The sequence below is a fragment of the Dactylosporangium sp. NPDC051485 genome, assembly GCF_040682015.1.
Classification (GTDB): domain Bacteria; phylum Actinomycetota; class Actinomycetes; order Mycobacteriales; family Micromonosporaceae; genus Dactylosporangium.
Genome location: NZ_JBFAZW010000050.1, coordinates 30995 through 55684, shown reverse-complemented (window position 1 = coordinate 55684; position 24690 = coordinate 30995). Strand labels below are relative to the sequence as shown.

The 24690-nt window shown below is 72.5% G+C and carries 17 protein-coding genes, 1 other RNA gene and 1 pseudogene; 11 read left to right on the top strand and 8 right to left on the bottom strand.

What is annotated here, in order from left to right; genetic code table 11:
* Positions 1-77: 77 nt before the first annotated feature.
* The 4 genes from AB0M46_RS26685 to AB0M46_RS26670 form a co-directional block, all read right to left on the bottom strand.
* Positions 78-1271 carry a cytochrome P450 gene (locus tag AB0M46_RS26685; RefSeq protein ID WP_363340133.1) on the bottom strand — a complete coding sequence of 398 codons (1194 nt, stop codon included), beginning with the start codon at positions 1269-1271 and terminating at the stop codon, positions 78-80.
* A 10-nt stretch (positions 1272-1281) separates the two neighbouring features.
* On the bottom strand, positions 1282-1977 hold the full coding sequence (gene npdG, locus AB0M46_RS26680) for an NADPH-dependent F420 reductase (RefSeq protein WP_363340131.1): 696 nt from the start codon (positions 1975-1977) through the stop codon (positions 1282-1284).
* Positions 1978-1979: 2 nt separating this feature from the next.
* A complete protein-coding gene (locus AB0M46_RS26675; RefSeq protein WP_363340129.1) occupies positions 1980-3392 on the bottom strand; it encodes an RNB domain-containing ribonuclease in 1413 nt (470 codons plus the stop codon).
* 144 nt (positions 3393-3536) lie between these two features.
* Positions 3537-5948, bottom strand: coding sequence for a hypothetical protein (locus AB0M46_RS26670; RefSeq protein ID WP_363340127.1), 2412 nt, complete (start codon positions 5946-5948; stop codon positions 3537-3539).
* Between the two features lie 1122 nt (positions 5949-7070).
* Here AB0M46_RS26670 and aroA point away from each other — a divergent pair.
* Positions 7071-8357 carry a 3-phosphoshikimate 1-carboxyvinyltransferase gene (aroA, locus tag AB0M46_RS26665; protein WP_363340125.1) on the top strand — a complete coding sequence of 429 codons (1287 nt, stop codon included), beginning with the start codon at positions 7071-7073 and terminating at the stop codon, positions 8355-8357.
* Positions 8358-8907: 550 nt separating this feature from the next.
* Here the strand turns inward: aroA and AB0M46_RS26660 are convergent.
* Positions 8908-9534, bottom strand: a complete 627-nt coding sequence (locus AB0M46_RS26660) for a bifunctional DNA primase/polymerase (protein WP_363340123.1) — start codon at positions 9532-9534, stop codon at positions 8908-8910.
* 193 nt (positions 9535-9727) lie between these two features.
* Between AB0M46_RS26660 and AB0M46_RS26655 the strand changes: the two genes are divergently transcribed.
* The 5 genes from AB0M46_RS26655 to AB0M46_RS26635 are packed head-to-tail and all read left to right on the top strand — an operon-like array spanning position 9728 to position 14196.
* Positions 9728-10960 (top strand): helix-turn-helix domain-containing protein, encoded by a 1233-nt coding sequence (locus tag AB0M46_RS26655; RefSeq protein ID WP_363340121.1) that lies wholly within the window; start codon positions 9728-9730, stop codon positions 10958-10960.
* A gap of 44 nt (positions 10961-11004) precedes the next feature.
* Positions 11005-11580 carry a flavoprotein gene (locus AB0M46_RS26650; protein WP_363340119.1) on the top strand — a complete coding sequence of 192 codons (576 nt, stop codon included), beginning with the start codon at positions 11005-11007 and terminating at the stop codon, positions 11578-11580.
* Positions 11581-11589: 9 nt separating this feature from the next.
* Positions 11590-12396, top strand: a complete 807-nt coding sequence (locus AB0M46_RS26645) for a Nif3-like dinuclear metal center hexameric protein (RefSeq protein WP_363340117.1) — start codon at positions 11590-11592, stop codon at positions 12394-12396.
* On the top strand, positions 12393-13133 hold the full coding sequence (locus AB0M46_RS26640; protein WP_363340115.1) for a C4-type zinc ribbon domain-containing protein: 741 nt from the start codon (positions 12393-12395) through the stop codon (positions 13131-13133). Before AB0M46_RS26645 ends, AB0M46_RS26640 begins: the two co-directional genes overlap by 4 nt.
* Positions 13134-13137: 4 nt before the next feature.
* Entirely contained in the window at positions 13138-14196 is a 1059-nt protein-coding gene (locus AB0M46_RS26635; RefSeq protein ID WP_363340113.1) for a histidine phosphatase family protein, read from the top strand.
* On the opposite strand, the gene AB0M46_RS26630 is transcribed toward AB0M46_RS26635, so the two are convergent.
* Positions 14193-14972, bottom strand: a complete 780-nt coding sequence (locus AB0M46_RS26630) for a sulfite exporter TauE/SafE family protein (RefSeq protein WP_363340111.1) — start codon at positions 14970-14972, stop codon at positions 14193-14195. The two genes, AB0M46_RS26635 and AB0M46_RS26630, sit on opposite strands and share 4 nt — an antisense overlap.
* A gap of 28 nt (positions 14973-15000) precedes the next feature.
* Between AB0M46_RS26630 and rnpB the strand changes: the two genes are divergently transcribed.
* Positions 15001-15395, top strand: an RNA gene (gene rnpB, locus AB0M46_RS26625) — RNase P RNA component class A.
* 340 nt (positions 15396-15735) lie between these two features.
* Here the strand turns inward: rnpB and AB0M46_RS26620 are convergent.
* Positions 15736-16197 (bottom strand): hypothetical protein, encoded by a 462-nt coding sequence (locus AB0M46_RS26620; RefSeq protein WP_363340109.1) that lies wholly within the window; start codon positions 16195-16197, stop codon positions 15736-15738.
* Between the two features lie 1175 nt (positions 16198-17372).
* Here AB0M46_RS26620 and AB0M46_RS26615 point away from each other — a divergent pair.
* On the top strand, positions 17373-18212 hold the full coding sequence (locus tag AB0M46_RS26615) for a hypothetical protein (RefSeq protein WP_363340107.1): 840 nt from the start codon (positions 17373-17375) through the stop codon (positions 18210-18212).
* 52 nt (positions 18213-18264) lie between these two features.
* Here the strand turns inward: AB0M46_RS26615 and aceE are convergent, their stop codons facing one another.
* The gene (gene aceE / locus AB0M46_RS26610; protein ID WP_363340105.1) at positions 18265-21009 is read right to left on the bottom strand and encodes a pyruvate dehydrogenase (acetyl-transferring), homodimeric type; all 2745 of its coding nucleotides are present in this window, start codon (positions 21007-21009) and stop codon (positions 18265-18267) included.
* A gap of 290 nt (positions 21010-21299) precedes the next feature.
* On the opposite strand from aceE, the pseudogene AB0M46_RS26605 reads away from it, so the two are divergent.
* From AB0M46_RS26605 to AB0M46_RS26595, 3 genes and pseudogenes are all read left to right on the top strand, one after another.
* A pseudogene (locus AB0M46_RS26605) lies at positions 21300-21703 on the top strand (YjbQ family protein).
* A gap of 27 nt (positions 21704-21730) precedes the next feature.
* Positions 21731-22174, top strand: coding sequence for an NUDIX hydrolase (locus AB0M46_RS26600; RefSeq protein WP_363340103.1), 444 nt, complete (start codon positions 21731-21733; stop codon positions 22172-22174).
* A 43-nt stretch (positions 22175-22217) separates the two neighbouring features.
* Positions 22218-24605: a thiamine pyrophosphate-dependent enzyme gene (locus AB0M46_RS26595; RefSeq protein ID WP_363340101.1), complete on the top strand. Its 2388-nt coding sequence runs from the start codon at positions 22218-22220 to the stop codon at positions 24603-24605.
* Positions 24606-24690: the final 85 nt, after the last annotated feature.

Here is a 24690-nt window from a genome sequence, read left to right as displayed (position 1 = left end):
TCACGGCGGGGCGGATAAGTCGCGCGCTGGCGCGCGACTTATCCCTTTCGCCGGATTCACGCGGTTTGAACGATGCGCTACACGGACACCTCGAGACCCTGCAGGCCCCGGATGACGTAGTTCGGCTTGTACTGCGGCTCCCGCGCCAGCCGCAGGTTCGGCGCCTTGGCCAGCAGCGCCCCGAAGGACGCGGCGAGCTCGATGCGGGCCAGCGGGGCGCCCAGGCAGTAGTGGATGCCGGCGCCGAAGGAGATGTGCGGGTTGTCCCGGCGGGTCACGTCCAGCCGCTCGGGGTCGGCGAAGGCGCCCGGGTCGTGGTTGGCCGAGCCGAACAGCAGCGCGACCTCGCTGCCCCGCGGGATCGGCACGCCGCGCACCTCGATGTCCTCCAGGACCCACCGCTCGAACATCTGCAGCGGGGTGTCGAAGCGCATCAGCTCCTCGATCGCCGGGCCGAGCAGGTCCGGGTCGGCCCGCACCAGCGCCAGCTGGTCGGGATGCTGCAGCAGGGCGCGCCACCCGTTGCCGGTGACGTTGACCGTCGCCTCGTGCCCGGCGTTGAGCAGCAGCACGCACGTGCCGATGAGCTCGTCCTCGCTGAGGCCCTCGACCGCGGCAAGGGCGCTGACCAGGTCGTCGCGCGGGTCCTGCCGGCGCCGGCGGGCCAGCACCCGCAGATATTCCGAGAACTCCTCCGACGCCCGCACGGCCGCCTCGGCCGTCTCGCGGGAGGGGTTGAGCTCGTACATCCCGCAGATCGCCGCCGACCAGGGCCGCAACAGATGCCGGTCGGCCTCGGGCACGCCGAGCAGCTCGGCGATGACGGTGACCGGCAGCGGCTCGGCGACCCGCGCGATGAGGTCGCCGCCGCCCTCGGCCACGAACGCGTCGACCAGCTCGTTCGCCAGCCGCTCCACCACTGGGCGCAGCGCCTCGACCCGCCGCGGGGTGAACGCCTGCGAGACGAGCCGGCGCAGCCGCGTGTGGTCGGGCGGCTCCCGGTCGAGCATGCCGTTGTCGTTGAGGGTCCAGAAGGGCTCCTGGTACGCCGGCGGAGCCGTCCGGCCCATCTCCTCGTGCGTCGCCACGTGCAGGTAGCTGCGGCCCAGGCGGCGGTCGCGCAGCAGCGCGTTGACGTCCTCGTGGCGGGAGATGAGGTACTGCCGGCTCGGCTCGAACCAGAGCACCGGCGACTCCTCGCGCAGCCGCGCATAGGCCGGGTAGGGCGCCGCGACGAACGCCTCGGACCAGGGATCGAACACTTCGCTCACTGGGCCACGCTCACAGGTCCGTCACCCGGATCCCGGCGTGCGCCTTGTACCGCTTGTTGATGGCGATCAGGTTCGCCGTGAACGCCTCGATCTGCCCCGCGTTGCGCAGCCGCCCCGCGAACACGCCCCGCATCCCGCTGATCCGCGCGGCGAGGGCCTGCACCTGCAGGGCCGCGTCCCGGTCGTCGCCCAGCACGAGCACGTCGAGGTCCACCGCGTCCACCTCGGGATCGGCCAGCAGCACCGCGCTGACGTGATGGAACGCCGCGCACACCCGGGCCTCGGGCAGCAGGGCGGCGGCCTGCTCGGCGGCGCTGCCCTCCGTGACGCGCAGCGGGTAAGGCCCCTGCTTGTCGAAGCCGAGCGGGTTGACGCAGTCCACGACGATCTTGCCCCCGATGAGCAGCGGCGCCAGCTCGGCCACGATCCCCGCGTGCCCCTCCCACGGCACCGCCACGATGACGACGTCGGCCCCGGCCGCGAACGCGTTGTCCCCGCCGTCCACGACGTCCGGCCCGACCCCGGGCATCTCCCGCAGCTCCTGGGCCGCGTGCCGGCCGCGCTCGGTGGACCGGGACCCGACGAGGACCCGCTGGCCGGCCCGGGCGAAACGGTATGCGAGGCCGCGCCCCTGCGGGCCGGTGCCGCCGATGATGCCGACGGACAGGCCCGTGACGTCGGGCAGCGCGCTCTGGTCGTAGGTCATGCCTACTGTTGTACCCCCTGGAACACCACCCGCCGCCTGGCCGGGTCGGCTTCCGTGAGCCGAACCTCGGTCCGCTCACCCAGCGGGAGCCCGTCACCCTCGCAGCGCGCCCGGACCGGCGGGTCGTCGATCGCGATGTCCGCCCGGTGCTTGGCCGGGTCGACGTCGAGCACGGCGGCCTCGAACGTCTCGCCGATCCGGTGCTGCAGCAGGACCGCCTCGACGAAGTCGACCGCGCCCCGCTCGGCCGCGCCCGCCACCCGGCCGGTGCGGGTCATCACCTCGGGCAGCCGGGGCAGCGCGGCCCGCGCCCACGAGGGCACCTCCACGCCGGCGTGCAGGGCCAGGCAGACCTCGGTGACGTACCGGTCGGCCAGGCGGCGCAGCGGGGCGGTGACGTGCGCGTACGGCGCCGCGACGGCGGCGTGCAGCGGCTGCTCGGGCGGGCCGCCGTCGAAGGGCGTGTAGCCGGCCCCCCGCATCATCTCGGCCGCCCGGTCGAGCAACGCCGCCGCCCGCGGCTGGCCGGGGTCGAGCGACGCGATGACCTGCCCCGGCGTGGCATTGTCCGGCCACGGTACGCCGAGAGCCTTCGCCGCCACCCGCAGCGCCGCGACGGTCTCGGGCGCCGGCGGCGGCATCGTGCGCAGCAGCCCGACCCCGCCACCGAGCATGATGCGCGCCGCCGCCATGCCGGTGAGCAGCGAGATCTGCGCGTTGTACTCCTCGACGGCGACCGGCCCGCGCAGGGTGAGCTTCCACTCGTCCCCGTCCGGCTCCACGTCCTGCTCGGGCATCGGCAGGTTCACCGCCCCGCGCGCCAGCCCCAGGTCGACCAGCAGCTTGCCCACCTCGGGCAGCAGCGCGACCGACGGGTGCAGCCTTCCCTGCTCGGCGTCCTGCTGCACCGCCTCGTAGTTGAGCTTGGCCCGGCTGCGCACCAGCGCCCGGCCCACCGCGGCCCCGGTGGTCGCCCCCTGCGCGTCGAGGTCGATCGTCCACAGCACGGCGGGGCGGGTGCGGTCGGGCAGGAGGCTGGCCGCGCCCTCGCTCAGCACCTGGGGGTGCAGCGGCACCTTGCCGTCGGGCAGGTACACCGTCTGCCCCCGCTCCCACGTCGCCTTCTCCAGCGCCCCGCCCGGCACCACGAAGGCCGCGACGTCGGCGATCGCATAGTGGACGCGGTACCCGCCGTCGCGCCGCTGCAGCAACAGCGCCTGGTCGAGGTCCTTGGACGTCGGCGGGTCGATGGTGACGAACTCGAGGTCGGTCCGGTCCTCCCGGTCGCCGAACGAGTTGCCGGCTGCCGCCTCGGCCTCCTTCTGGGCCTCGTCGGGGAACCGGTCGGGCAGTTGGAGCTCGTGGCGCAGCGCACTGAAGTCGATGCGCGGGGCGAGAACACGGCGTGCGGTCACGGCTCAGTCTTACCAGCCCGCCTCACCTTCGCCCTCCGGCGAACGGCCTGTCCTCTCCCCCGAGGGTGGTCGCGCAACGGCCGGCCGCCCCGTTGTGGGACGGCCGGCCGCTGGTTCGCTCGATTCGGTCGGGCTTGCTCGGTGTTACGGACGGGCCAGGGTCGCCCAGTCCTCCGGGGTCATGCTCGCGGCTTCCTCCACGTTGTTGCCGTTCTCGCGGCCCGGGATGGCCTCCGTGGCCTGACCCGACGGGGTGGCGGACGCGGACTCCTCGACCGCCGTGCCGGCGTCCAGGCCGCCCTCGGCGACGACCGCGGCGGGCGTGGCCGGCTCGGCCGACTCCGCCGCCGGCGGGGTCACGGCCGCCGTCTCCACCGTCTCCGGCGTCTGCGCCGTCTCCGGGGTGACGGCCGGGGTCGTGGTCTCGGCGACCGTGGCCTCGGCCGCCGTGGACTTGGCGGCCGTCTTCCTCGCCGCCGTCCTCTTGGCCGCCGTGGACTTCGCGGCGGTGGACTTCGTCGCGGCCTTGGCCGGGGCTGCGGTCTTGGCCGGGGTGACGGCCTTGGTGGCCGTCTTGGCCGGGGCGGACTTGGCCGCGGTCGCCTTCGCGGCGGACTTCGCCGGCGTGGCCTTCGTGGCCGCCGTCTTCGTCGCCGCCGTCTTCGTCGCGGTGGCCTTCGTCGCGGTGGCCGTGGTCGCGGCCGTCTTGGTCGCCGCTGCCTTGGTCGCTGCCTTGGTCGCGGTGGCCTTCGTCGCCGTGGTCTTCGCGGCGGTGGCCTTGGTCGCGGTGGCCTTGGTCGCCGCCGTCCTGGCCGCGGTGGCCCTGGTGCCGGTGGCCTTGGTCGCGGCGGTCTTGGCCGGGGTGGCGGCCTTGGTGGCCGTCTTCGCCGGGGTCGCCTTGGCCGTGGCCTTGGTGGCCGTCTTCGCCGCGGCGGCCTTCGTCGCGGTGGCCTTGGCGGTCTTGGCCGGGGTGGCCTTGGCCGTGGTCGCCGTCTTCTTGGCCGCCGTGGACTTGGCGGCGGTCTTGGCGGGGGCCGCCTTCGCCGCCGTCTTCGCCGCGGTCGCCTTCGTGGCCGCCGCCCTGGTGGCCGTCGCCTTCGCGGCGGCCGCCTTCGTGGCCGTCGCCTTGGTGGCGGTCTTGGCCGGGGCCGCCTTAGCCGCGGCCGTCTTCGCGGCGGCCTTGGTGGCCGTCTTCGCCGGAGCGGACTTCGCGGCGGTCTTGGCGGCGGTAGCCTTGGTGGCGGTGGCCTTCGAGGCGGTGACCTTCGACGGAGCGGCCTTGGCGGTCTTGGCCGCGGTGGCCTTGGTCGTGGTCGTCTTCTTCGCCGCCGTCGCCTTCGCCGCCGTGGACTTGGCAGCCGTCGCCTTGGTGGCCGTGGACTTCGCCGCGGTGGACTTCGCCGCGGTCTTGGCGGGGGCCGCCTTGGTGACCTTGGCCGCCGCCTTCGTGGCGGTCGCCTTGGCCGGGGTGGCCTTGGCCGTCGCGGTCTTCTTGGCCGCCGACGCCTTGGCCGGGGTGGCCTTCGCCGTCGCCGTCTTCTTGGCCGCGGACGCCTTGGCCGGGGTGGCCTTGGCCGTCGCGGTCTTCTTGGCGGCCGCGGTCTTCGTCGCCGGGGTGGCCGCGGTCTTCTTGGCCGCCGCCGTGGTGGTCGACTTCGCCGCGGTGGTCTTCGCGGCGGCGGTCTTCTTCGCCGCCGCCTTGACCGCCGTGCTCTTCGCCGCCGGGGTGCTCTTCGCCGCGGCGGTCTTCTTCGCCGCCGTCGACTTCGCCGCGGTGGACTTCGCCGCAGTCGACTTGGCCGCCGGGGTCGCCGGCTTGGTGGTGGACTTCGCGGCCGGGGTGGCCGCCTTCGTCGCCGCGGCCGTGGTCCGCTTCGCCGCCGGGGTGGCGGTCTTCGCCGCGGCCGCCGTCTTCTTGGCGGCGGGGGTCGCCGTGGTGGCCGACTTCGCCGCCGTCTTACGTGCCGCCGGGCGGGCCGCCTTCGACGCCGTCGTGGTCTCGGCCGCCGCCGGAGTGGCCGACTTCGTCGCCGTCTTGCGGGCCGCCGGGCGGGCCGCCTTCGACGCCGTCGCGGTCTCGGCCGCCGCCGGAGTGGCCGACTTCGCCGCCGTCTTACGCGCGGCCGGGCGGGCCGCCTTCGACGCCGTCGCGGTCTCGGCCGCCGCCGGGGTAGCCGACTTCGCCGCCGTCTTACGCGCCGCCGGACGGGCCGCCTTCGACGCCGTCGCGGTCTCGGCCGCCGCCGGGGTGGCCGCGGCCGTCGCCGTCTTACGGGCGGCGGGGCGGGCCGACTTGGCGGCCGGGGTGGTCTTCGCGGCGGTCGTCTTGCGGGCCGCCGGCTTGGCGGCGGTCGTCTTGCCGGCGGTGTCCGTGGCGGCCGTGGTGTCGGCCGGGGTCACGGTGGCGGTCGCCGTGCGGCGGGGGGTGCCGGCCGCGACCGTCCTGCGGGCCTTGGCGGGGGCCCGGTCGGTCGTCACGGGGGTCGAGACCTCCGCGGTCGTCGCGGCCGCGCGCGCTGCGGCCGATCTCGTGGTGGCCTTCTTAGCTGCGGCCATCGTGGTCCTCCTGGAGGAGTTCTCCCGCATCCTGCGGGATATTCGCGGTTGGGTTGTGCGGGTGGACGGGTTCCGGGCTTTTCGGGCCGGGGCCGGGGCGGTTCGCGGTCGCCCTGGCTCTGGCGTTCTTGCTAGTGCTCGCCTTCCCACCGTTCGTCTTCGGCGTCCCACGCCTCGTTGCGTTCCTGGACTTTGGCTAGTGCCTGCTCGGCTTCCGCCGCCGAATCATAGGGTCCGAGGCGATCTCTCCCCGGGCACATGTTGGCCTCGGACTCGACCCTTTGGTGAGAAAGGCACCAGTAGTACCGCTCAGCACCGCTGCTGCTCATGACATCACTGTGCACCGCAAATGAAACACGCGCCACCGAAACCGGCAAATAGCTGGTCCCGATTCCACAGTAGACGCAATCGGCCGACACCGGTCGCCGACACCCGCCGTCGCCGCTGCGGGGGCGCCCAGTGCCGGTTGGCGGGCGTCGATTCCGTTGTACGGCAAGGCATCGCGCGATCATGGGCGAATCGTCAGTGCCTTGTCCGGGGTGGGAATGTCGTGGCGGCCTGTGGTCACCATCACCCGAGGGTGAGCCGAACGGAGGAAACACATTCGAGTCGTCCGGTCGACCCCACCTCGCCCTCGTTCAGCGGCGAACGAGCATCGTCCACGGTGGACAACTCCGGCCGCCGGAGCCTCGGCCGGACCGGATCCGCGCCCGTCCCGCAGAGCGCCCTCGCGACGCACGCGGGGTTCGCCGGCCCGGGCGACATCGCCGGACACCTGACCGGAGGCCGGCGCACCGAGGTGGCCGCCGGGGAGGTCGCCGGACATCCGCGACGGCACGCACCGGCCCTCGTGCTGGCCGGCCCGTCGTCAACCTCGCCGGGCCGCACGCGCGATCGGTTCACGGCCGCCGCCACGCTGCTCATGTCCCGCCGGACCCGCCCGGCCGCACGCGCGACGGGCTCACGACCGGCCCGTGCCGGGGTGGTCGAGCCCCGGTACGGGACGTGGTTCTGGAAGGTGTGCGGTCAGCCCGCCGCACGAAGTACCGATGGCGGCCCTGCCGAAACGGCGGCGCCGGGCCCTCGTGCGGGGTGGGCGGCGACCCGCGGGACAATTGAACGGTGAGCCTCCATGCCGATGACCTGCCCGACGTCCTCGCCGTCACGCCGCCGGCGATGCCGCCCGATGCCACCCTGCGACCCCCCGGCTCGAAGAGCATCACCAACCGGGCGCTGATCGTCGCCGCCATGGCGCCCGGGCGCAGCACGCTGACGGGCGTGCTGTTCGCCGACGACACCTACGCGATGCTCGACACCGTGCGGGCGCTCGGCGCGACGCTGACGGTCGACGAGGCCGCCCGGACGGTGCTCGTGGACGGCGTCGACCCGCGCACCGCGACCGGCGAGGTGCGCATCGACGCCCGCAAGTCCGGCGCGACGTCGCGGTTCGTGCTCCCGGCGGCGGCGCTGCGCCCGGCCCGGGGCATCGTCGACGGCAGCCCGCAGCTGCGCGCCCGGCCGTTCGGGCCGCTCATCGACGCCGTGCGCGAGCTGGGTGCGGCGGTCGAGGACCTGGGCCAGCCCGGGTACCTGCCGGTGGCCGTGACCGGGCCGGTGGCCGGCGGGAAGGTGGCCCTGCCGGGACACATCTCCAGCCAGTACCTCTCGGGGTTGCTGATGGCCGGGCCGCTGATGGCCGACGGGCTCAGCGTCGAGCTCACCTCGCCACTGGTCTCGGTGCCCTACGTCGAGATGACCGCCGCCGTGATGGCCGCGTTCGGCGTGACCGTCGAGGGCCTGTCGGTGCGGCCGCAGTCGTACCGCGCCACTGCCTACGACATCGAACCCGACGCGAGCGCCGCCTCGTACCCGCTCGCCGCGGCGGCCATCACCGGCGGCCGGGTGACGGTCGAGGGGCTGGGCACCCACAGCCTGCAGGGCGACGTGCGCTTCGCCGACCTGCTGGAGCAGATGGGCGCGCGGGTGGAGCGGACGGCGCAGCGCATCACCGTCACCGGCACCGGCCAGTTGCACGGCATCGACGTCGACATGGCCGACATCTCCGACACCGCGCAGACGCTCGCCGCCGTGGCCGTGTTCGCCGACTCCCCCACCCGGGTCACCGGCATCGGCTTCATCCGCCGCAAGGAGACCGACCGCCTCGCCGCGGTCGTCACCGAGCTGCGCCGGGCCGGCATCGACGCGGTCGAGGACGAGGACGGCTTCACCATCCACCCGGGGACGCCGGCGCCGACGGCGTTCGACACCTACGAGGACCACCGCATGGCGATGAGCCTCGCGCTGCTGGGGCTGCGCGCGCCCGGCATCGAGATCCGCGACCCGGGGTGCGTGGCGAAGACCTACCCGGCGTACTTCGAGGACCTCGCCCGCCTGACCGGGCAGCGGTAGCTCGGCACCGGCGTCTCGGGCGGGCCGCCCACCCGGCCCGCCCAGCACTGCACCGGGGACGCCCGGTCCCGAGCCCGGTGATGTGACCCGCCCGCACGGCCAGCGCGTCCACGACGCCCCTGCGACGGCTCGGCGACGACGTGGACGCAGCCGGCAGGGAGACCCCGTGACCGGCTCCTGGCGCACCGGTGTCGCTCCTGCCCGGCGAATGCCCGCAGCGCGAGGAGCGCCCGGTCCGGCTCGACGATGCTTCGCGCCGATCCCGCTGACGGGAGCAACGGCCGGCGAGGGACGCGAACCTGAGCAACATTCATGAAAAGCCGGAGTCAACTACCGTAACGGCCTGGAGCCGCTCGCCGCTCAGGCTCGAAGTTGATCTATAGAGTAGATCAACTTCACTTTATGAGTAAGTACCCTCGCCATCCTTGAGTACTTCATTCGAATTACTAGGGTCGACCCAGGGCCATCGCGTCGCTACTTTGGGCACCGGCATGAATTCTGCACGTGAAAATTTGCGGTGAAAGAGCCAGTAGTGATGAACCCGACGCAGTCAGGCAGCAGCGCGCCAGGTGGCGCGGCGGCTCGCCGTGGCCATGGGGCCCGCCCCGATGGCGTCGAGCATGAGCGCCTGCACCGCGTAGGGCTCGGCCGGGCGCCAGTTGTGCGCCTCCGGGGGCAGCTCCCACCGTATCCGCCCGCCGAACTGCGGGCTCGGGGGCGCCGCGACCCACGAGTCCTGGCCGTGCAGCAGGACGCCCGGGTGGGCGGCCAGCTCGGGCAGCACGCCGTGGCCGGGCAGCACCAGGAACATCCAGCGCTCGCCGGGGGCCACGGCGACCGGGCCGCGGGCGGCCACGAAGCCGTCGCCGAGCAGCGCGGCGCGGCCCAGGGCGGCGGGGACCTCCAGCACGTCGAAGGCGTAACCCGTGGGCAGCAGGACCGTGTACGGCCGCTCCTGCCATCGCTCGGACGCCGCAGCCTCGGAGAAGGCGATCGGCAGCGGGGCCGGGTGGCACGCCACGGTGCGGCAGCCGGGCGTGCCGCAGTCGAAGCGCCGCAGCCGCGAACGGCGCCCGGCGCGCCCGCCGACCAGGAAGGCGCCCGGCCGCACCGGCCAGCCATGAGCGGCGTATCGGGCCGCCGCCTTGCGGAGTCGCGACCGTTCCCACGAGAGCATGACCGTCTCCTGCCAGGTGAGATCACTCGAAAGTGCGCACGAAACCACGTCGCGTCACCGGACGCGTTGTGCGTCGTTGGCCATGGCGACGGGGGATGCAACTTGCACTTCAGAACGTACGAGCAAGCGACTGGGGTGGACCGCACAAATCGTGCGATTTCTCCCGGTCGGGTGACCTCCGGAGGTGACCGGCGTGGATGAGTTGCCCATCGGCCGGCGGGTGGCGTACTGGCGCAACCGTCGCAAGATGTCGCAGCAGGTGTTCGCTGACCGGCTCGGCAAGTCCAAGAGCTGGGTGGACAAGGTCGAGCGCGGCGTCCGGCGGCTGGACAAGTTCTCCGTCGTGTACGAGATCGCCGACGTGCTGCAGCTCGACGTACAGATCCTGCTCGGCCGCGACCCTGAGCGCCGGCCCGACAGCGTCAACTGCGTCGACCAGGTCGAGGTCGAGGAGATCCGCGCCGCGCTGGAGCGCTACGACCAGATCAGCGCGTTCTTCTACGCCCCGCCGGAGCCGCCGCCGCTGCCGGAGATGCGCAAGGCCGTCACGCACGCATGGCTGAGCTACCAGCACGCGAAGTACGGCATGCTGGCCCGCACGCTGCCCCGCCTGCTGCGCGAGGCCCAGGCCGCCGACACCGCCTACAGCGACGGCCCCCACGCCCAGGAGGCCGCCCACCTGCTCGGGCAGGTCTACCAGATCGCCTCGTCGTCGCTGCGCAAGCTCGGCGAGCACGAGCTGTCCTGGCTCGCCGCCGACCGCTCCATCGCCGTGTCCCAGCGGGCCGGCGACCAGCTGCTGGCCGGCACCGCGACCACCCGGGTGGCCTGCGCCCTGCTCTCGCTCGGGCGGGCCCGGCCGGCGCTGGAGATCAACGTCAACATCGCCAACCGGCTCGCCCCCGGCACCAACGGCAACGACTCCACCCCCGAGCGCCTCTCCGTGTACGGGCAGCTGCTGCTGCAGGGCGCGATGGCCGCGGCTCGCATCGGCGACAGCGCGACCGTGCGCGACCTGCTGGCCGGGGCCGATGAGGCGGCCCAGGGGCTGGACGGCGACGCCAACTACTACTGGTCGTGCTTCGGCCCGACCAACGTGCAGCTGCACCGGGCGGCCGCCGCGGTCGAGCTGGGCGAGGGCCGGCTGGCCGTCGAGATGCACGAGACCCTCGACATGACCGGGTTCCAGGCCCTGCTGCCCGAGCGGCGGGCCCACCACTTCCTCGACCAGGCCCGCGCCCGGGCGCTCATCGGCGACATCGACGGGGCAAGCGACATGCTGCTGGAGGGCGACCGGCTGGCCCCGTCGGAGATTCGCTGCCGGCCGCTGGCCCGCGAGGTGCTCAGCGACGTCCTGCGGCGCACCCGGGGCGCGCCGTCGGCCCCGGTGGTGGAGCTCGCCGAGCACATGAGTGTGGGGGTCTGAATCACCGGGCACATGGCGACAGGACGCGGTGCCACAATGCCCGCATGGCCGGACCTGTCCTCTATGCCCTCGTGTGTGGCTCCCCAGCCACCCAGAGCGTCGGCAAGCTCGTCTCGCTCGCGAAGGAGCGGGGCTGGGACGTCTGCGTGGTCGCCACGCCGGACGCCCTCAAGTGGCTCGACATCCCGACCCTCGTCAAGCAGACGGGTCATCCCGTGCGGCACCGGTACAAGTACCCGGGCGAACCCGACGTGCTGCCCTCCGCCGACGCGATGATCATCGCTCCCGCCACCGTCAACACCGTCAACAAGTGGGCGGCCGGCATCGCCGACACGCTCGCCCTCGGCCTGCTCGTCGAGGGGCTGGGGCTCGGCCTGCCGATCGTGGCGGTGCCGTACACCAATCGCGCGATGGCCGCCCATCCCGCCTTCGGCGAATCGATCGAGAAGCTACGCGGCTGGGGCGTCACCGTCCTCTACGGCGACGACGTCCTCGAGCTGCACCCGCCGGGGGTGGGTGAGACCCGCAGCGAGTTCCCGTGGCACCTTCCGCTGGACGTCCTCGACCAGCACCCGTCCGTGCAGGCCCAGCGCATCGCGGGCGACGGGGCGGTGGACTAACGTTACGCCGTGCGCGTCGCCGAACTCGTGAAGTTGCTGGAGCAGCGGTACCCCCCGGCGTGGGCCGAGGACTGGGACCGCGTCGGGTTCGTCCTCGGCGAGCCGGACGCGGAGGTCGACAAGGTGCTGCTCGCCATCGACTGCGATCCGGCGGTCGTCGACGAGGCGGAGGCGGCCGGCGCCCAGTTCCTCTTCACCCACCACCCGCTGCTGCTGCGCGGGGTGTCCAGCGTCGCGCCCACGACCTACAAGGGCCGGATCGTGCACCGCCTGATCCGGGCCGGGATCGCGCTGTACACCGCGCACACCAACGGCGACGTGGCCAACCCGGGCGTGTCCGACGTCCTGGCCGAGACCCTCGGCCTGCTCGACGTGCGCCCGCTGCAGCCCGACCCGCGCGCCCCGGAGCGCGGGCACGGCCGCATCGGGCGGCTCGCCGAGCCGATGACCCTGGCCGCGTTCGCCGCGCACGCCGCGGACCGGCTGCCCCGCACCGCCACCGGGGTGCGGGCGGCCGGCGACCCGGACGCCCTGGTCGCCACGGTCGCGGTCTCCGGCGGGGCCGGCGACGCGTTCCTGGCCGACGCCACGCGGGCCGGCGTTGACGCATACTTGACCGCGGATCTGCGCCACCATCCGGCGCAGGAGCACCTGGCCGGCGGCGGCCCGGCGCTGGTCGACGTCACGCACTGGGCGTCGGAGCGGCCGTGGCTCGACGACGTGGCGGCGTTCCTGCGCGCCGAGGCCGGCGTGCAGACCATCGTGTCCGATGTGGACACGTCACCCTGGGTTCTGTTGGAGGGTAAGCACTCGTGAAGGCCGATCCGGAAGCTCAGCGCCGGCTGCTCGACCTGCAGGCGATCGACATCGCCCTGACCCAGCTCGCACACAAGCGCAAGGCCCTCCCCGAGCACGCCGAGCTCGACAAGCTGGCCCGGGAGCTCTCCGCGATGGAGGACAACCGGGTCCGGGCCCAGGTGGCGGTGGACGACCTCGACCGCGACATCGAGCGGCTCGAGCGCGACGCCGAGCAGGTCCGCGCCCGCAAGGACAAGGACCAGGCCCGCCTCGACGCCGGCACCGGCCCGTCGCGCGAGCTGGAGGCCCTCCAGCACGAGATCGCCACCCTGACCCGGCGCCAGTCGGAGCTCGAGGACGCCGAGCTGGAGTTCATGGAGCAGCGCGAGACCGCCCAGACCGCCCTCGACGAGGTGGTCACCGCCCTGGAGTCCCGCCGGACCACCCGGGCCGAGGCCGAGCTCCGCCGCGAGGAGGCCCTGGCCGCGATCGCCAAGGACGAGGAGTTCCGCCGGTCCGGCCGCCGTCCCCTCGCCGCCGACCTGCCGGCCGACCTCGTCGGCCTCTACGACAAGATCCGCGAGTCCAGCGGCGGCATCGGCGCGGCCATGCTGCGCCACGGCCGCTGCGAGGGCTGCCGCATCGAGCTGTCCGGCGGCGAGCGGGCCCGGGTCAAGGCGGCCGCCCCGGACGAGGTCGTGCGCTGCGAGGAGTGCCGGCGCATCCTGGTCCGCACCGCCGAGTCGGGGCTGTAGCCGCATGCGGGTGAGCGTCGAGGCCGACGGCGGTTCGCGCGGCAACCCCGGCCCGGCCGGCTACGGCGCCGTCGTGCGCGACGAGGCCGGCGCCGTGCTCGCCGAGCGCCGCGGCGCGCTGGGCGTGACCACCAACAACGTCGCCGAGTACTCGGGGCTCATCGCCGGGCTCAAGGCCGCGGGCGAGCTGGGGGCCGACGAGGTCGAGGTCCGGATGGACTCCAAGCTCGTCGTCGAGCAGATGTCGGGCCGCTGGCAGATCAAGCACCCGGGCCTGCGCCCGCTGGCCGAGGAGGCCCGGGCGCTGGCCAAGGACTTCAACCGGATCCGGTACTCCTGGATCCCCCGCGAGCAGAACAAGCACGCCGACCGGCTGGCCAACGAGGCGATGGACGGCAAGGTCGCCGCCGCCGAGGAGCCCGTGCGTTCGTGGAGCCCGCCGGCCACCGGTTCCCCGCTGCGGATGGTGGTGCTGCGCCACGGCGAGACCCAGTACACGGCGGAGAAGCGCTACTCCGGCCGCGGCGACGTTGCCCTCTCGGCCACCGGGCACGAGCAGGCGGCGCGGGCGGCGCTACGGGTCCGCCAGGTGGCCCCCAAACTGGCCGCCGTCGTCAGCTCCCCGCTGAAGCGCTGCCTGGAGACCGCGGCCGCGCTCGGCGGCAACGTGCCACTGGTCGTTGACGACGACCTCATCGAGTGCGACTTCGGGGACTGGGAGGGCCTCACGTACAGCGAGGTCCGCGAGCGCTACGCCGCCGAGCAGGACCGCTGGCTCGCCTCGACGGCCGTGGCCCCGCCCGGCGGCGAGTCGTTCCAGCAGGTCGCCATGCGGGTGCGGCGGGCCGTGCGGCGCCTGCAGGAGTCGTACGCCGGCCAGGAGATCGCCGTCGTCAGCCACGTGACGCCGATCAAGCTGCTCCTGCGCGATGCGTTGGGGGCGAGCGACTCGTTGCTGTTCCGGCTGTACCTCGACCCCGCCGGCGTTTCCGTGGTGGACTCCTGGCCGGACGGCGGGGTGGCGGTGCGCTCGGTGAACGAGACGGCGCACCTGCTGCCTTAGCTGAAGGCCCGGTACAGCAGGACCAGCCCCACGACGGTGCCGAAGACGACGATGAGCGCCTTGAGCACCGAGCTGGGCAGGCGGCGGGCCAGCCTTGCCCCGACGTACCCACCGACCACCGCCGCCGGCGCCACGATCGCCACGTCGGCCCAGTCGACCGGCCCGAAGATCCCGAACGCCAGCACGCCGACCATGCCGCCGATCGCCGAGATGACGTTCTTGAGCGCGTTGACCCGGGCCATGGAGTGGTCGAGCACCAGCCCGAGCGCCGCGACGAGCATGACGCCGAGGGCGGCGCCGAAGTATCCGCCGTACAGGGATCCGAAGAACACCATCGCGTGCAGGCCGAGCGCCTGCCGCCGGGGCGAGATCTCCCGGGGATTGCCGACGAGGCGCCGCAGCCGGTCCTGGAAGCCCAGCACCGCGGCCGCCCCCAGCACCAGGAACGGCACCACGAAGTCGAACGCCCTGGCCGGCGTGAGCAACAGCAGCGCGCACCCGAGCGCGGCCGCCACGATCGACGTCGGCGCCAGGCTGACCAGCAGGCGCCGCGACCCGTCCCGGGCCAGCTCGGCGAGATCGGTGCGGCTGCCGTAGACGGACGAGGCATACCCGGGGAACACCGCGGTGGTGTTCGTCACGTTGGCCGCCACCGGCGGCAGCCCCGTCGCGATCAGGGCCGGAAACGTGATCAGCGACCCACCCCCGGCGATCGCGTTGACGGTCCCAGCAGCCAGCCCGGCCGTGGTCAGCAGTGCGATGTCGGTGGGGTTCATGGTTTGACTACCATAGTCAGGCGACGGACGAGTCGACCGGGCGGCCGCGTCGGCACCCTGCTGGGTGTCGCCGAGGAACGTCCGGGCTCCACAGGGCAGGGTGGTTGTTAACGGCAACCCGGGGCGACCCGCGGGACAGTGCCACAGAAAGCAGACCGCCCGGGACACACGTCCCGGGTAAGGGTGAAACGGTGGGGTAAGAGCCCACCAGCGCCCCGGGCGACCGGGGCGGCTCGGTAAACCCCACCCGGAGCAAGGTCAAAAGGGTCCGCCTTCGGGCAGACCTGCGCAGGCGATCGAGGGCGGCCCGCCCGATGCCTGCGGGTAGACCGCTAGAGCCTGCCGGCAACGACAGGCCGAGATGGATGGCCGCCCCTTGCCGCAAGGCAGGGACAGAACCCGGCGTACAGGTCGACTCGTCCGTCGTCCGCCTGCCCGGCGTACCGATCATCGTCTCGTCGTGCGTGAGGTCGTCGTCCAGGCGGTACAGCCTTCCCGAACCCTTGACCCCCAACAGCCCGCAGCGCGGGGGCCGATCTCCTCACGCAGCATGCTTCTGTAGACATCCTGAGCAGTCGACACCCGCTGCGCTTTAGGTAAGAAAACGTACCAACGCGGACATGCCATGACGAGCGCGAGGGTTGCCTGAGCTTCCTGGCAACTCCGAGTTGACACGCCGCGCCGGGCAACGAGTCATGCATCCGAACAATGCCCGTGGCACGCAATAGGCCGAGCCCAGCCTTTCCAGATCTCGCCGGCTTGTTCAGCCGGCCGGCGTGGCTGAAGGGCTGGTGATCAGCCCCAGGATGAACAGCGCGATCAGCAGGGCGGCCGGGACGACGACGCCGATGATGGCCCTCGGGCGTGCGAACAGGGGTTTGCCGACATCCATTGATCGGCGCGGTTCAGCACCGGGCGCCGGGCCGGGCGCCGCCAAACCGGTTACCTTGTCCATGCGGATGAGGTTGAGCAGCAGGACGGTCGCTGCAAATGGGGCGAGGATGCCGTACCAGCCCAGGGTCAGGGTCTTCTGCTGGAGGTGGCGGAAGACCGCCGTTCCGCAGTCTCTGCAGAACGGGCCTTGCACGGTGGTGATACGGAACCAGACAGCGACGTTCTGAATGGCCTGGTATCCGGCCTGGACCGCCGGAACGGACGTGCAGAAGCGGCATTGCAGCAGCGGGTGCTGAACGTGAAGGGTCTGGGGTCCGATCGCCTCGGTCATGCGGTTTCCTCGTCCATACGGGCGCGCCGTCATAGCAGGGCGGGAGCATACGGCAACGGCGCAGACACCCACGCATGACACAGCCCCTGGACCGGCCGCGATCGGCAGCCGACCGCATTCGTACCCTGACGGCCCGACACCGGTGTCCTTGTCGATCGAAGCCCACGATCCAGCGACAGCAGCGGCGGATCGGACACACACTCAATTCGGCACGACAGGCTTGCTACTCACAGTAACTAAGGCTGACCGGCCGCCGCGCACCAACGGCGGCATGAGCGTGCACCATTTGACATTGTCGTTACCGTCCGGGGCGGCGATTCTGGGCGGGCGCTGGGATAATCAATCGTATGGGGCAGCTGTCATTCTTTAGTCGCACGGAATTGGCTGCCATGCGTGACCGAACCAGGTCTCGGCGGTATTGTCCGGCAACGGAGCAGTTCCGTCGGGAACATGAGCGGCATCGAGCGTGGGGCCTTGCTCGGAGGCACGCCCAGAAGCTACGCCGCATCCATGGTGGCGCCCCGCCGGTGACCGCGGCCGACGATCAGCGGCCCGACCCGGCCCCCGCGCCGGTCCCGCCGACGCTACCGCCCGAACAGGCCGAACACCCCGCCGACCGGGTCGTCGCCGGCCACGCCGATCCCGCACCGCCGGAGCGGAAGGACGGCGCCGCAGCGTCCGGGCGCGCCCGCACGGGCCGTCGCACACCAACACCACCGCCGCCGTCACGCCAGCCCGCCAGTGCGGCAACGCGTCGCGCAATCGGCCGCCGTCCGCGCTCATCGGCAGCGTATCGCAGCCGGTTCTTGAAGCTGCCACGTCCGGCCGGCGGTCAATTCCGCCGAAGCCCGAGAAAGGTCGCGCACCATCCCAACGCGCCACCGGCGGAGCATTTCAGTGAATACGCGCTCATCGGCATGTGAATGCGCCGGCGCGGGCGCCCAGGCATCAGGATGACCGGCAACCACGGCTGTCGTGCATGTGCCTCGGCGGCCGGAGGGGGCATACGCGGCGCAGCTGGGGTTTGACGAATTGGTCCGCCAGAGCGACGAGGTGCTCGACGGGTTCGAGGCAGATGGTGCCGGGCTGGTGGGGCATCGGTGGGAGCCGTCCGTCGTGGGCCTTTTGTCGTCGGGGGGCGACGCGGGGGCGTCGGGGTTGCTTTCATGGTCGGCATGGCGAAGCCGTTGGTGTGGCGGATCGGCGTTGCGGCGATTGGCCTTGCGGTCGCAGTGGCGGTCGGGTGGCGGCTGTCGTCCGATGTCACGGTGCTCGTCGTGGCCTGCGCGTGGGTGCCGTTGGCCGCGTGGTGCCTGTTTGCGCCGCGCAGCGCGGCGGCGTTGCCGGTCGCGCTCGTCTTGCTCGCCGCGATTGGGACGATCTGGTGGGCGCTGCCCGGGCAGCCGGGTGACCGGACCCTGTCGGTCGCCTGGTCGGTCCTGGTGTGGTACCCCCTGGCCGGCGGGCTGGCGCTGCTGACGGCGACCTGGTGGTCCCGGGGGCGTCGCACCCGCCCGCTGTGGATGGTGATCGGCGGGCCTTCCCGGCCGCCCGGGGACCCGGCGGCCGGGGACGCCCGCCCGCTGTGGCTGCGCCTGACCGCGACCCTGGTCGCCACTGGGGTACTGGTGTTCGGTTGCTGCCTCGGTGGCCTCGGGCCGGGCATGCCGTCGCCGGACGAACTGTTCCCGCTGCCCGTCGGCATGGACGCGACCCGCGACAGCGGCCCGGACGGCCCGGACGGCTGCGATCAGACGGGGCACGCCTGCTGGACGTACTACCGGATCACCGGCGCCGCGGGCGAGTCCGCCGCCGTGCTCACCGAGCGCCTGCGGCGGCACCTGCGCGAGGCCAAGGGGTGGAGCGGGTCCGAGGAGTGCCGGCCGGTGCGCGGGTTCGTCCTGCTGGCCGCGACGGAGCTCTGCATCACGGTGATCAGCGATCCGGCCGACAGCGTCGACCACCCGGCCATTGGCGTGGAGCTGTCCATGTCGGACATCAGGAGCACGGCGTGAAGATGTGCAAAGGGGGGCCGCGGCGCGGCCCCCCTTTGCTTGCGAACAGCTACTACGAGTCGCCGCCGGTCTCGCCGACCGGGGCGGCGTTCACGTCGTCGATGGCGTACTTCTTGAAGGCCTCGGCCGGGGCCGAGGACTGGACCTCGCCGCGGCGGGCGAGCTGGCGCAGCGTGGCCACGACGATCGACTCGGCGTCGACGTGGAAGTGGCGGCGCAGGGCGTGGCGGGTGTCGGAGAGGCCGAAGCCGTCCGTGCCGAGCGAGGTGTAGTCGTTCGGCACCCACTGGGCGATGAGGTCCGGGACCGCCCGCATGAAGTCGCTCACGGCGACGACCGGGCCCGTGGTGTCCTGCAGGGCGCGGGTCACGAACGGGACCTGGGGCTCGTCGGCCGGGTTCAGCAGGTTGTGCTCCTCGCAGCGGACCGCGTCGCGGCGCAGCTCGATCCAGGAGGTGGCCGACCAGACGTCGGCGGCCACGCCCCACTCCTCGGCGAGGAGCTTCTGGGCCTTGAGCGCCCACTGCATGCCCGTGCCCGAGGCCAGGATCTGGGCCTTCGGGCCGTCGGCGATCGGGGCCGGGGAGTACCGGTACAGGCCCCGCAGCAGGCCGTCGACGTCGAGGTTCTCGGGCTCGGCCGGCTGGAAGATCGGCTCGTTGTAGACCGTCAGGTAGTAGATGAGGTCCTCGGGGGCCTCGCCGTACATGCGGTTGACGGCGTTCTCGGTGATGTGCGCGATCTCGAAGGCGAAGGCCGGGTCGTAGGCCACGACGGCCGGGTTGGTCGCGGCGATGAGCAGCGAGTGGCCGTCCTCGTGCTGCAGGCCCTCGCCGTTGAGCGTGGTCCGCCCCGCGGTGGCGCCGAGCAGGAAGCCGCGGGCCATCTGGTCGGCGGCCGCCCAGATGCCGTCGGCCGTGCGCTGGAAGCCGAACATCGAGTAGAAGATGTACACCGGGATGATCGGTTGCCCGTGCGTCGCGTAGCTGGTCGCGGCGGCGGTGAACGACGCGACCGAGCCGGCCTCGTTGATGCCCTCGTGCAGGATCTGGCCCGAGGTCGACTCCCGGTACGACAGGAACAGCTCGCGGTCGACCGGCGTGTAGTTCTGGCCGTGCGGCGAGTAGATCTTCGCCGTCGGGAACAGCGAGTCCATGCCGAAGGTGCGGGCCTCGTCGGGGATGACCGGCACCCAGCGGTTGCCCATGCCCTTGTGCCGCATGAGGTCCTTGAGCATGCGCACGAAGGCCATCGTGGTGGCGACCTTCTGCTTGCCCGAGCCGCGCTTGATGTCGCCGTAGACCGAGCTCTCCGGCAGCTGCAGCGGGATGTGGGTGGTGCGGCGGTTGGGCACCGAGCCGCCGAGGGCGCGCCGGCGCTCGTGCATGTACTCCATCTCCTCGGACTTGTCGTCCGGGCGGTAGTACGGCACCGCGTAGGGGTTGTCGCCGATCGCGCTGTCGGGGATGTCGAGGTACAGCCGGTCCCGGAAGTCCTTGACGTCCTGCAGGGTCAGCTTCTTCATCTGGTGGGTCGCGTTGCGGCCCTCGAAGTGGGAGCCCAGCGTCCAGCCCTTGATGGTCTTGGCCAGGATGACCGTCGGCTGGCCGGTGTGCTCGGTGGCCGCCTTGTAGGCCGCATACAGCTTCCGGTAGTCGTGCCCGCCGCGCTTGAGGTTCCAGATCTCGTCGTCGGAGAGGTGCTCGACCATCTTGCGGGTGCGGGGGTCGCGGCCGAAGAAGTGCTCACGGACGTAGGCGCCGGACTCGGCCTTGTACGTCTGGTAGTCACCGTCGGGCGTGACGTTCATGAGGTTGACCAGCGCGCCGTCGGTGTCGGCGGCCAGCAGCGGGTCCCACTCGCGGCCCCACACGACCTTGATCACGTTCCAGCCGGCGCCCCGGAAGAAGGCCTCCAGCTCCTGCATGACCTTGCCGTTGCCGCGCACCGGGCCGTCGAGGCGCTGCAGGTTGCAGTTGATCACGAAGGTGAGGTTGTCGAGCTCCTCGCGGGCCGCGAGGCCGATGGCGCCGATCGACTCGGGCTCGTCCATCTCGCCGTCGCCGAGGAACGCCCATACGTGCTGGTCGCTGGTGTCCTTGAGGCCCCGGTTGTGCAGGTACCGGTTGAAGCGGGCCTGGTAGATGGCGTTGATGCCGCCGAGGCCCATCGAGACCGTCGGGAACTCCCAGAAGCCGGGCATGAGCCGCGGGTGCGGGTAGCTGGGCAGGCCGCCGCCGAGGCCCCGGTGCGACAGCTCCTGGCGGAAGCCGTCGAGCTGCTGCTCGCTGAGCCGGCCCTCCATGAAGGCGCGGGCGTACATGCCCGGGGAGGCGTGACCCTGGAAGAACACCTGGTCGCCGCCACCGGCGTGGTCCTTGCCCCGGAAGAAGTGGTTGAAGCCGACCTCGTACAGGCTCGCGGCGCTGGCGAAGGTCGAGATGTGGCCGCCGACGCCCACGTCGGGACGCTGCGCGCGCTGCACGAGCATGGCGGCGTTCCACCGGATGTACGCCCGGATCCGCCGCTCGATGTGCTCGTTACCCGGGAACCAGGGCTCGCGCTCCGGCGGGATGGTGTTGATGTAGTCGGTGGTGGTGAGTGGCGGGACCCCGACCTGTCGCTCCCGCGCCCGCTCCAGCAGACGCAGCATGACGTAGCGCGCACGCTTCGCGCCGCGCTCGTCGATCACACCGTCCAGCGACTCGACCCACTCGGTGGTCTCCTCAGGGTCGATGTCGGGCAGCTGGCTCGGTAGGCCGTCGCTGATCACCGGGCGCTTGCGTTCGGTGGACACAGGCGTTCCTTCTGGGTTGCTAGCGACCGGGGGGTGCTCGGCGGAGACGTCGGGCTCGGCGACCGGTCTGGGTGGCCTAGGGTCTGGCTCGATGGTTCATGGCCAATGCTGAGCCAATGTCCATCCTGCCTGGCTTCGGTGCCGTCCGTCACGCCTACGGGACGTCAACTGCGACGCGCGACACGATACCGGCCGGTAACTTCTGTGGCGTTCCGCTATTGACTGACGGCAACACCGCGAGTATCCCAGGCGCGCGGTCGCGTCACGAGCGCGCCTGCGACACTGACCCGATGCGTACCGAGGTGATTACTGTCCGGACCGGCTCGCGGCCGGTTGTGCGCGACATCACCGAGAGGCGGCCCGGTTCGTGGCCGGGCAGGGCGACGGGCTGCTGCACGTCTTCGTCCCGCACGCCACCGCCGGCGTGGCGATCATCGAGACCGGCGCCGGCAGCGACGACGACCTGCTGCGCGCCCTCGACGACGTGCTGCCGGCCGACGACCGCTGGGCCCACCGGCACGGCTCCCCCGGGCACGGCCGCGACCACGTGATGCCGGCCTTCGTGGCGCCCTACGCCACCCTGCCGGTCATCGGCGGCAAGATCGCGCTGGGCACCTGGCAGTCGATCTGCCTGGTCGACCCGAACGGCGACAATTCCACACGCCAGGTCCGGCTGAGTTTCGTCCAGGGGTGAGAAGCTACATGGTGTGAGGTTCGAATCGTGATCGAGCGCCGCGTTGCCGTCGTGTTCCTCGTCGACCCCCAGGGCCGCATCCTGATGCAGCACCGTGACCGGCACGCCAAGGTGTCGCCCAACCAGTGGGCGTTCCCGGGCGGCAAGATCGAGGACGGCGAGTCGCCGCAGGAGGCGGCCCGGCGCGAGGTCCTCGAGGAGACCGGCCTGCACGCCGGGGCGCTGCGGCCGTTCACCGTCGCCACCCGGCAGTCGGTCACCACCGTCGAGGGCGAGGTCGAGATGCACGCCTTCTACGGGCCGACCGACGCCACCCAGGACGACGTGGTGCTCGGCGAGGGGCAGGCCATGGTGTTCCTCACACCGGACGAGGCACTCGCCCGCGACCTGGGGGTGACCGCCGAGCTACTGCTGCCGCGGTTCCTCGGCTCCCCGGAGTACCGTGCCCTGGCCGAACGGTCGAAGCCGTAGCGCCGCCGGGCTCTCGGGTGGCATCACCTGACCGTTTTCGGCCATGCTGTCGAGCGTGACCACTCCTCAGGATCTCGACGAGCGGTTCCGCGCCGAACTCGCCGGGCTCGTGGCCGCGCCGGCCGCGCGGGAGCTCGACGAGCCCGTCCGCGAGGACACCGCGCTCACCGGACAGCAGGCCCGCGCGCTCTACGACGCCCAGTCGACGAGTCGCCACCTGGATCTGGCCGCGCGATGGCTGCGCAGCTTCGACACCGGGTACTACACCATCGGCTCGTCGGGCCACGAGGGGAACGCCGCCGTCGCCGCCGCGCTGCGCCCGACCGACCCGGCCCTGCTGCACTACCGCTCCGGCGGGTTCTACTGCATGCGCGCGGCCCAGGTGGCCGGCAGCGACCCGATCCGCGACGTGCTGCGCGGGGTGGTCGCCTCGGCCCGCGAGCCGATCGCCGGCGGCCGGCACAAGGTCTTCGGCCACGCCGACCTGCACGTGATCCCGACCACCTCGACCATCGCCTCGCACCTGCCCCGGTCCGTCGGGGTCGCCTACGCCCTGGGCCGCGGCAAGCGGCTCAACCCGCCCGGCGGCGGCCACGGCTGGCCCCCGGACGCGCTGGCCGTGTGCTCCTTCGGCGACGCGTCCATCAACCACGCGGCGGCCACCGCCGCCTTCAACACCGCCGGCTGGTGCGACCACATCGGGCTCAAGCTGCCGCTGCTGTTCGTCTGCGAGGACAACGGGCTGGGCATCAGCGTGCGCACGCCCGAGGGCTGGGCCGCGGCCGCCCTGTCGAGCCGGCCGGGCCTGCGCTACTACGCCGCCGACGGCTGCGACGCGGCCGCCACCTACGACCGCGCGGCGGAGGCGGCCGCCTGGGTCCGGCGGTACCGCCGCCCGGCCGTGCTGCACCTGAGCACCGTGCGGCTCATGGGCCACGCCGGCGCGGACGCCGAGATGGCCTACCGCTCGCCCGCCGAGATCGCGAACGACCTGGCCCGCGACCCGTTGGTGCGCACCGCCCGGCTGCTCGTGGAGGCCGGCGTGGCCACCCCGGCCGAGCTCATGACCCGCTACGACGAGATCGGCTGGGAAGTGCGCCGGGTCGCCGAGGAGGTGCTCGGCGAGCCCAAGCTGGCCAGCGCCTCCGAGGTCACCGCGCCGCTCGCCCCGCGCCGGCCGGTGCGGGTGTCCCGGGCCGTCGGGGACGCGGCCGCCCACCTGGCCGAGGACGACCTGGCGCCGGAGCTCGAGGGCGAGCTGGACGACAACCTGGAGTTCACGTCCCAGCAGGAGCCCGAGCCCGCGATCCGGCCAGTCTCCGGCACGCCCCGCAACCACGGCGACGGCGGCCCGGCCAGCCGCGCGGCGGCGTTCAGCGGCAAGCTGCCCGAGCAGGCGGGCCCGCTGACCCTCGCCCAGACCATCAACGCCACGCTGACGGACGCGATGCTGGCGTACCCCCAGATGCTCGTCTTCGGCGAGGACGTCGCGGCGAAGGGCGGCGTCTACGGGGTGACCAAGGGCCTGCGGGACCGCTTCGGCGCCACCCGGGTGTTCGACACCCTCCTCGACGAGACCAGCATCCTCGGCATGGGGCTCGGCGCCGGCCTGGCCGGGATGCTGCCGGTGCCGGAGATCCAGTACCTCGCCTACCTGCACAACGCCGAGGACCAGCTGCGCGGCGAGGCCGCCACCATGCAGTTCTTCTCGCAGGGGGCCTTCCACAACCCGATGGTGGTGCGGGTGGCCGGCCTGGCCTACCAGCTGGGCTTCGGCGGGCACTTCCACAACGACAACGCGCTGGGCGTCCTGCGCGACATCCCGGGCCTGGTGGTGGCCGCCCCGAGCCGGGCCGAGGACGCCGCGCCGATGCTGCGCACGTGCCTGGCCAGCGCGATCGTGGACGGGTCGGTCTGCGTCTTCGTCGAGCCGATCGCGCTGTACCACACCCGCGACCTGCACACCGAGGACGACAACTGGTGGCTGTCGGACTACGCGCCCCCGAGCGAGTGGCCGGCCATCCACGTGCCGATCGGCCGGGCCCGCGCCTACAGCAACGGCCCGAACGACGACCTGACCATCATCACCTTCGGCAACGGGGTGCGGCTGTCGCTGCGCGCGGCCGCCCGCCTGGCCGAGGAGGGCGTGCACTGCCGGGTGGTCGACCTGCGCTGGCTGTCTCCGCTCCCGGTCGGTGACATCATCAAGAACGCCTCGGACACCGGCCGGGTGCTCATCGTCGACGAGACCCGCCGATCGGGTGGCGTCGGCGAGGGGGTGATCGCCGCCCTGGTCGACGCCGGCTACGTCGGCGTCGCCCGCCGGGTGGCCGCCGTGGACTCGTTCGTGCCGCTCGGGCCGGCCGCGAACCACGTTCTCGTCTCCGAGGAGCAGGTCGTTCAGGGGGCACGATCGCTGCTCGCCCGGTAACTTGGAGCGATACTTTTTCGATCGCATCGGTGCGCCACTTGCGTTGACGGCCCGTACTGTGTGGACTACGCGCTAACAGTGGTTG

Excerpts from the sequence above, each read along its gene's own strand:
- npdG (WP_363340131.1), bottom strand. The coding sequence starts at position 1,977 with ATGACCTACGACCAGAGCGCGCTGCCCGACGTCACGGGCCTGTCCGTC.
- AB0M46_RS26670 (WP_363340127.1), bottom strand. The coding sequence starts at position 5,948 with ATGGCCGCAGCTAAGAAGGCCACCACGAGATCGGCCGCAGCGCGCGCG.
- AB0M46_RS26660 (WP_363340123.1), bottom strand. The coding sequence starts at position 9,534 with ATGCTCTCGTGGGAACGGTCGCGACTCCGCAAGGCGGCGGCCCGATAC.
- AB0M46_RS26650 (WP_363340119.1), top strand. The coding sequence starts at position 11,005 with ATGGCCGGACCTGTCCTCTATGCCCTCGTGTGTGGCTCCCCAGCCACC.
- AB0M46_RS26635 (WP_363340113.1), top strand. The coding sequence starts at position 13,138 with ATGCGGGTGAGCGTCGAGGCCGACGGCGGTTCGCGCGGCAACCCCGGC.
- AB0M46_RS26630 (WP_363340111.1), bottom strand. The coding sequence starts at position 14,972 with ATGAACCCCACCGACATCGCACTGCTGACCACGGCCGGGCTGGCTGCT.
- AB0M46_RS26620 (WP_363340109.1), bottom strand. The coding sequence starts at position 16,197 with ATGACCGAGGCGATCGGACCCCAGACCCTTCACGTTCAGCACCCGCTG.
- AB0M46_RS26615 (WP_363340107.1), top strand. The coding sequence starts at position 17,373 with ATGGCGAAGCCGTTGGTGTGGCGGATCGGCGTTGCGGCGATTGGCCTT.
- AB0M46_RS26595 (WP_363340101.1), top strand. The coding sequence starts at position 22,218 with ATGCTGTCGAGCGTGACCACTCCTCAGGATCTCGACGAGCGGTTCCGC.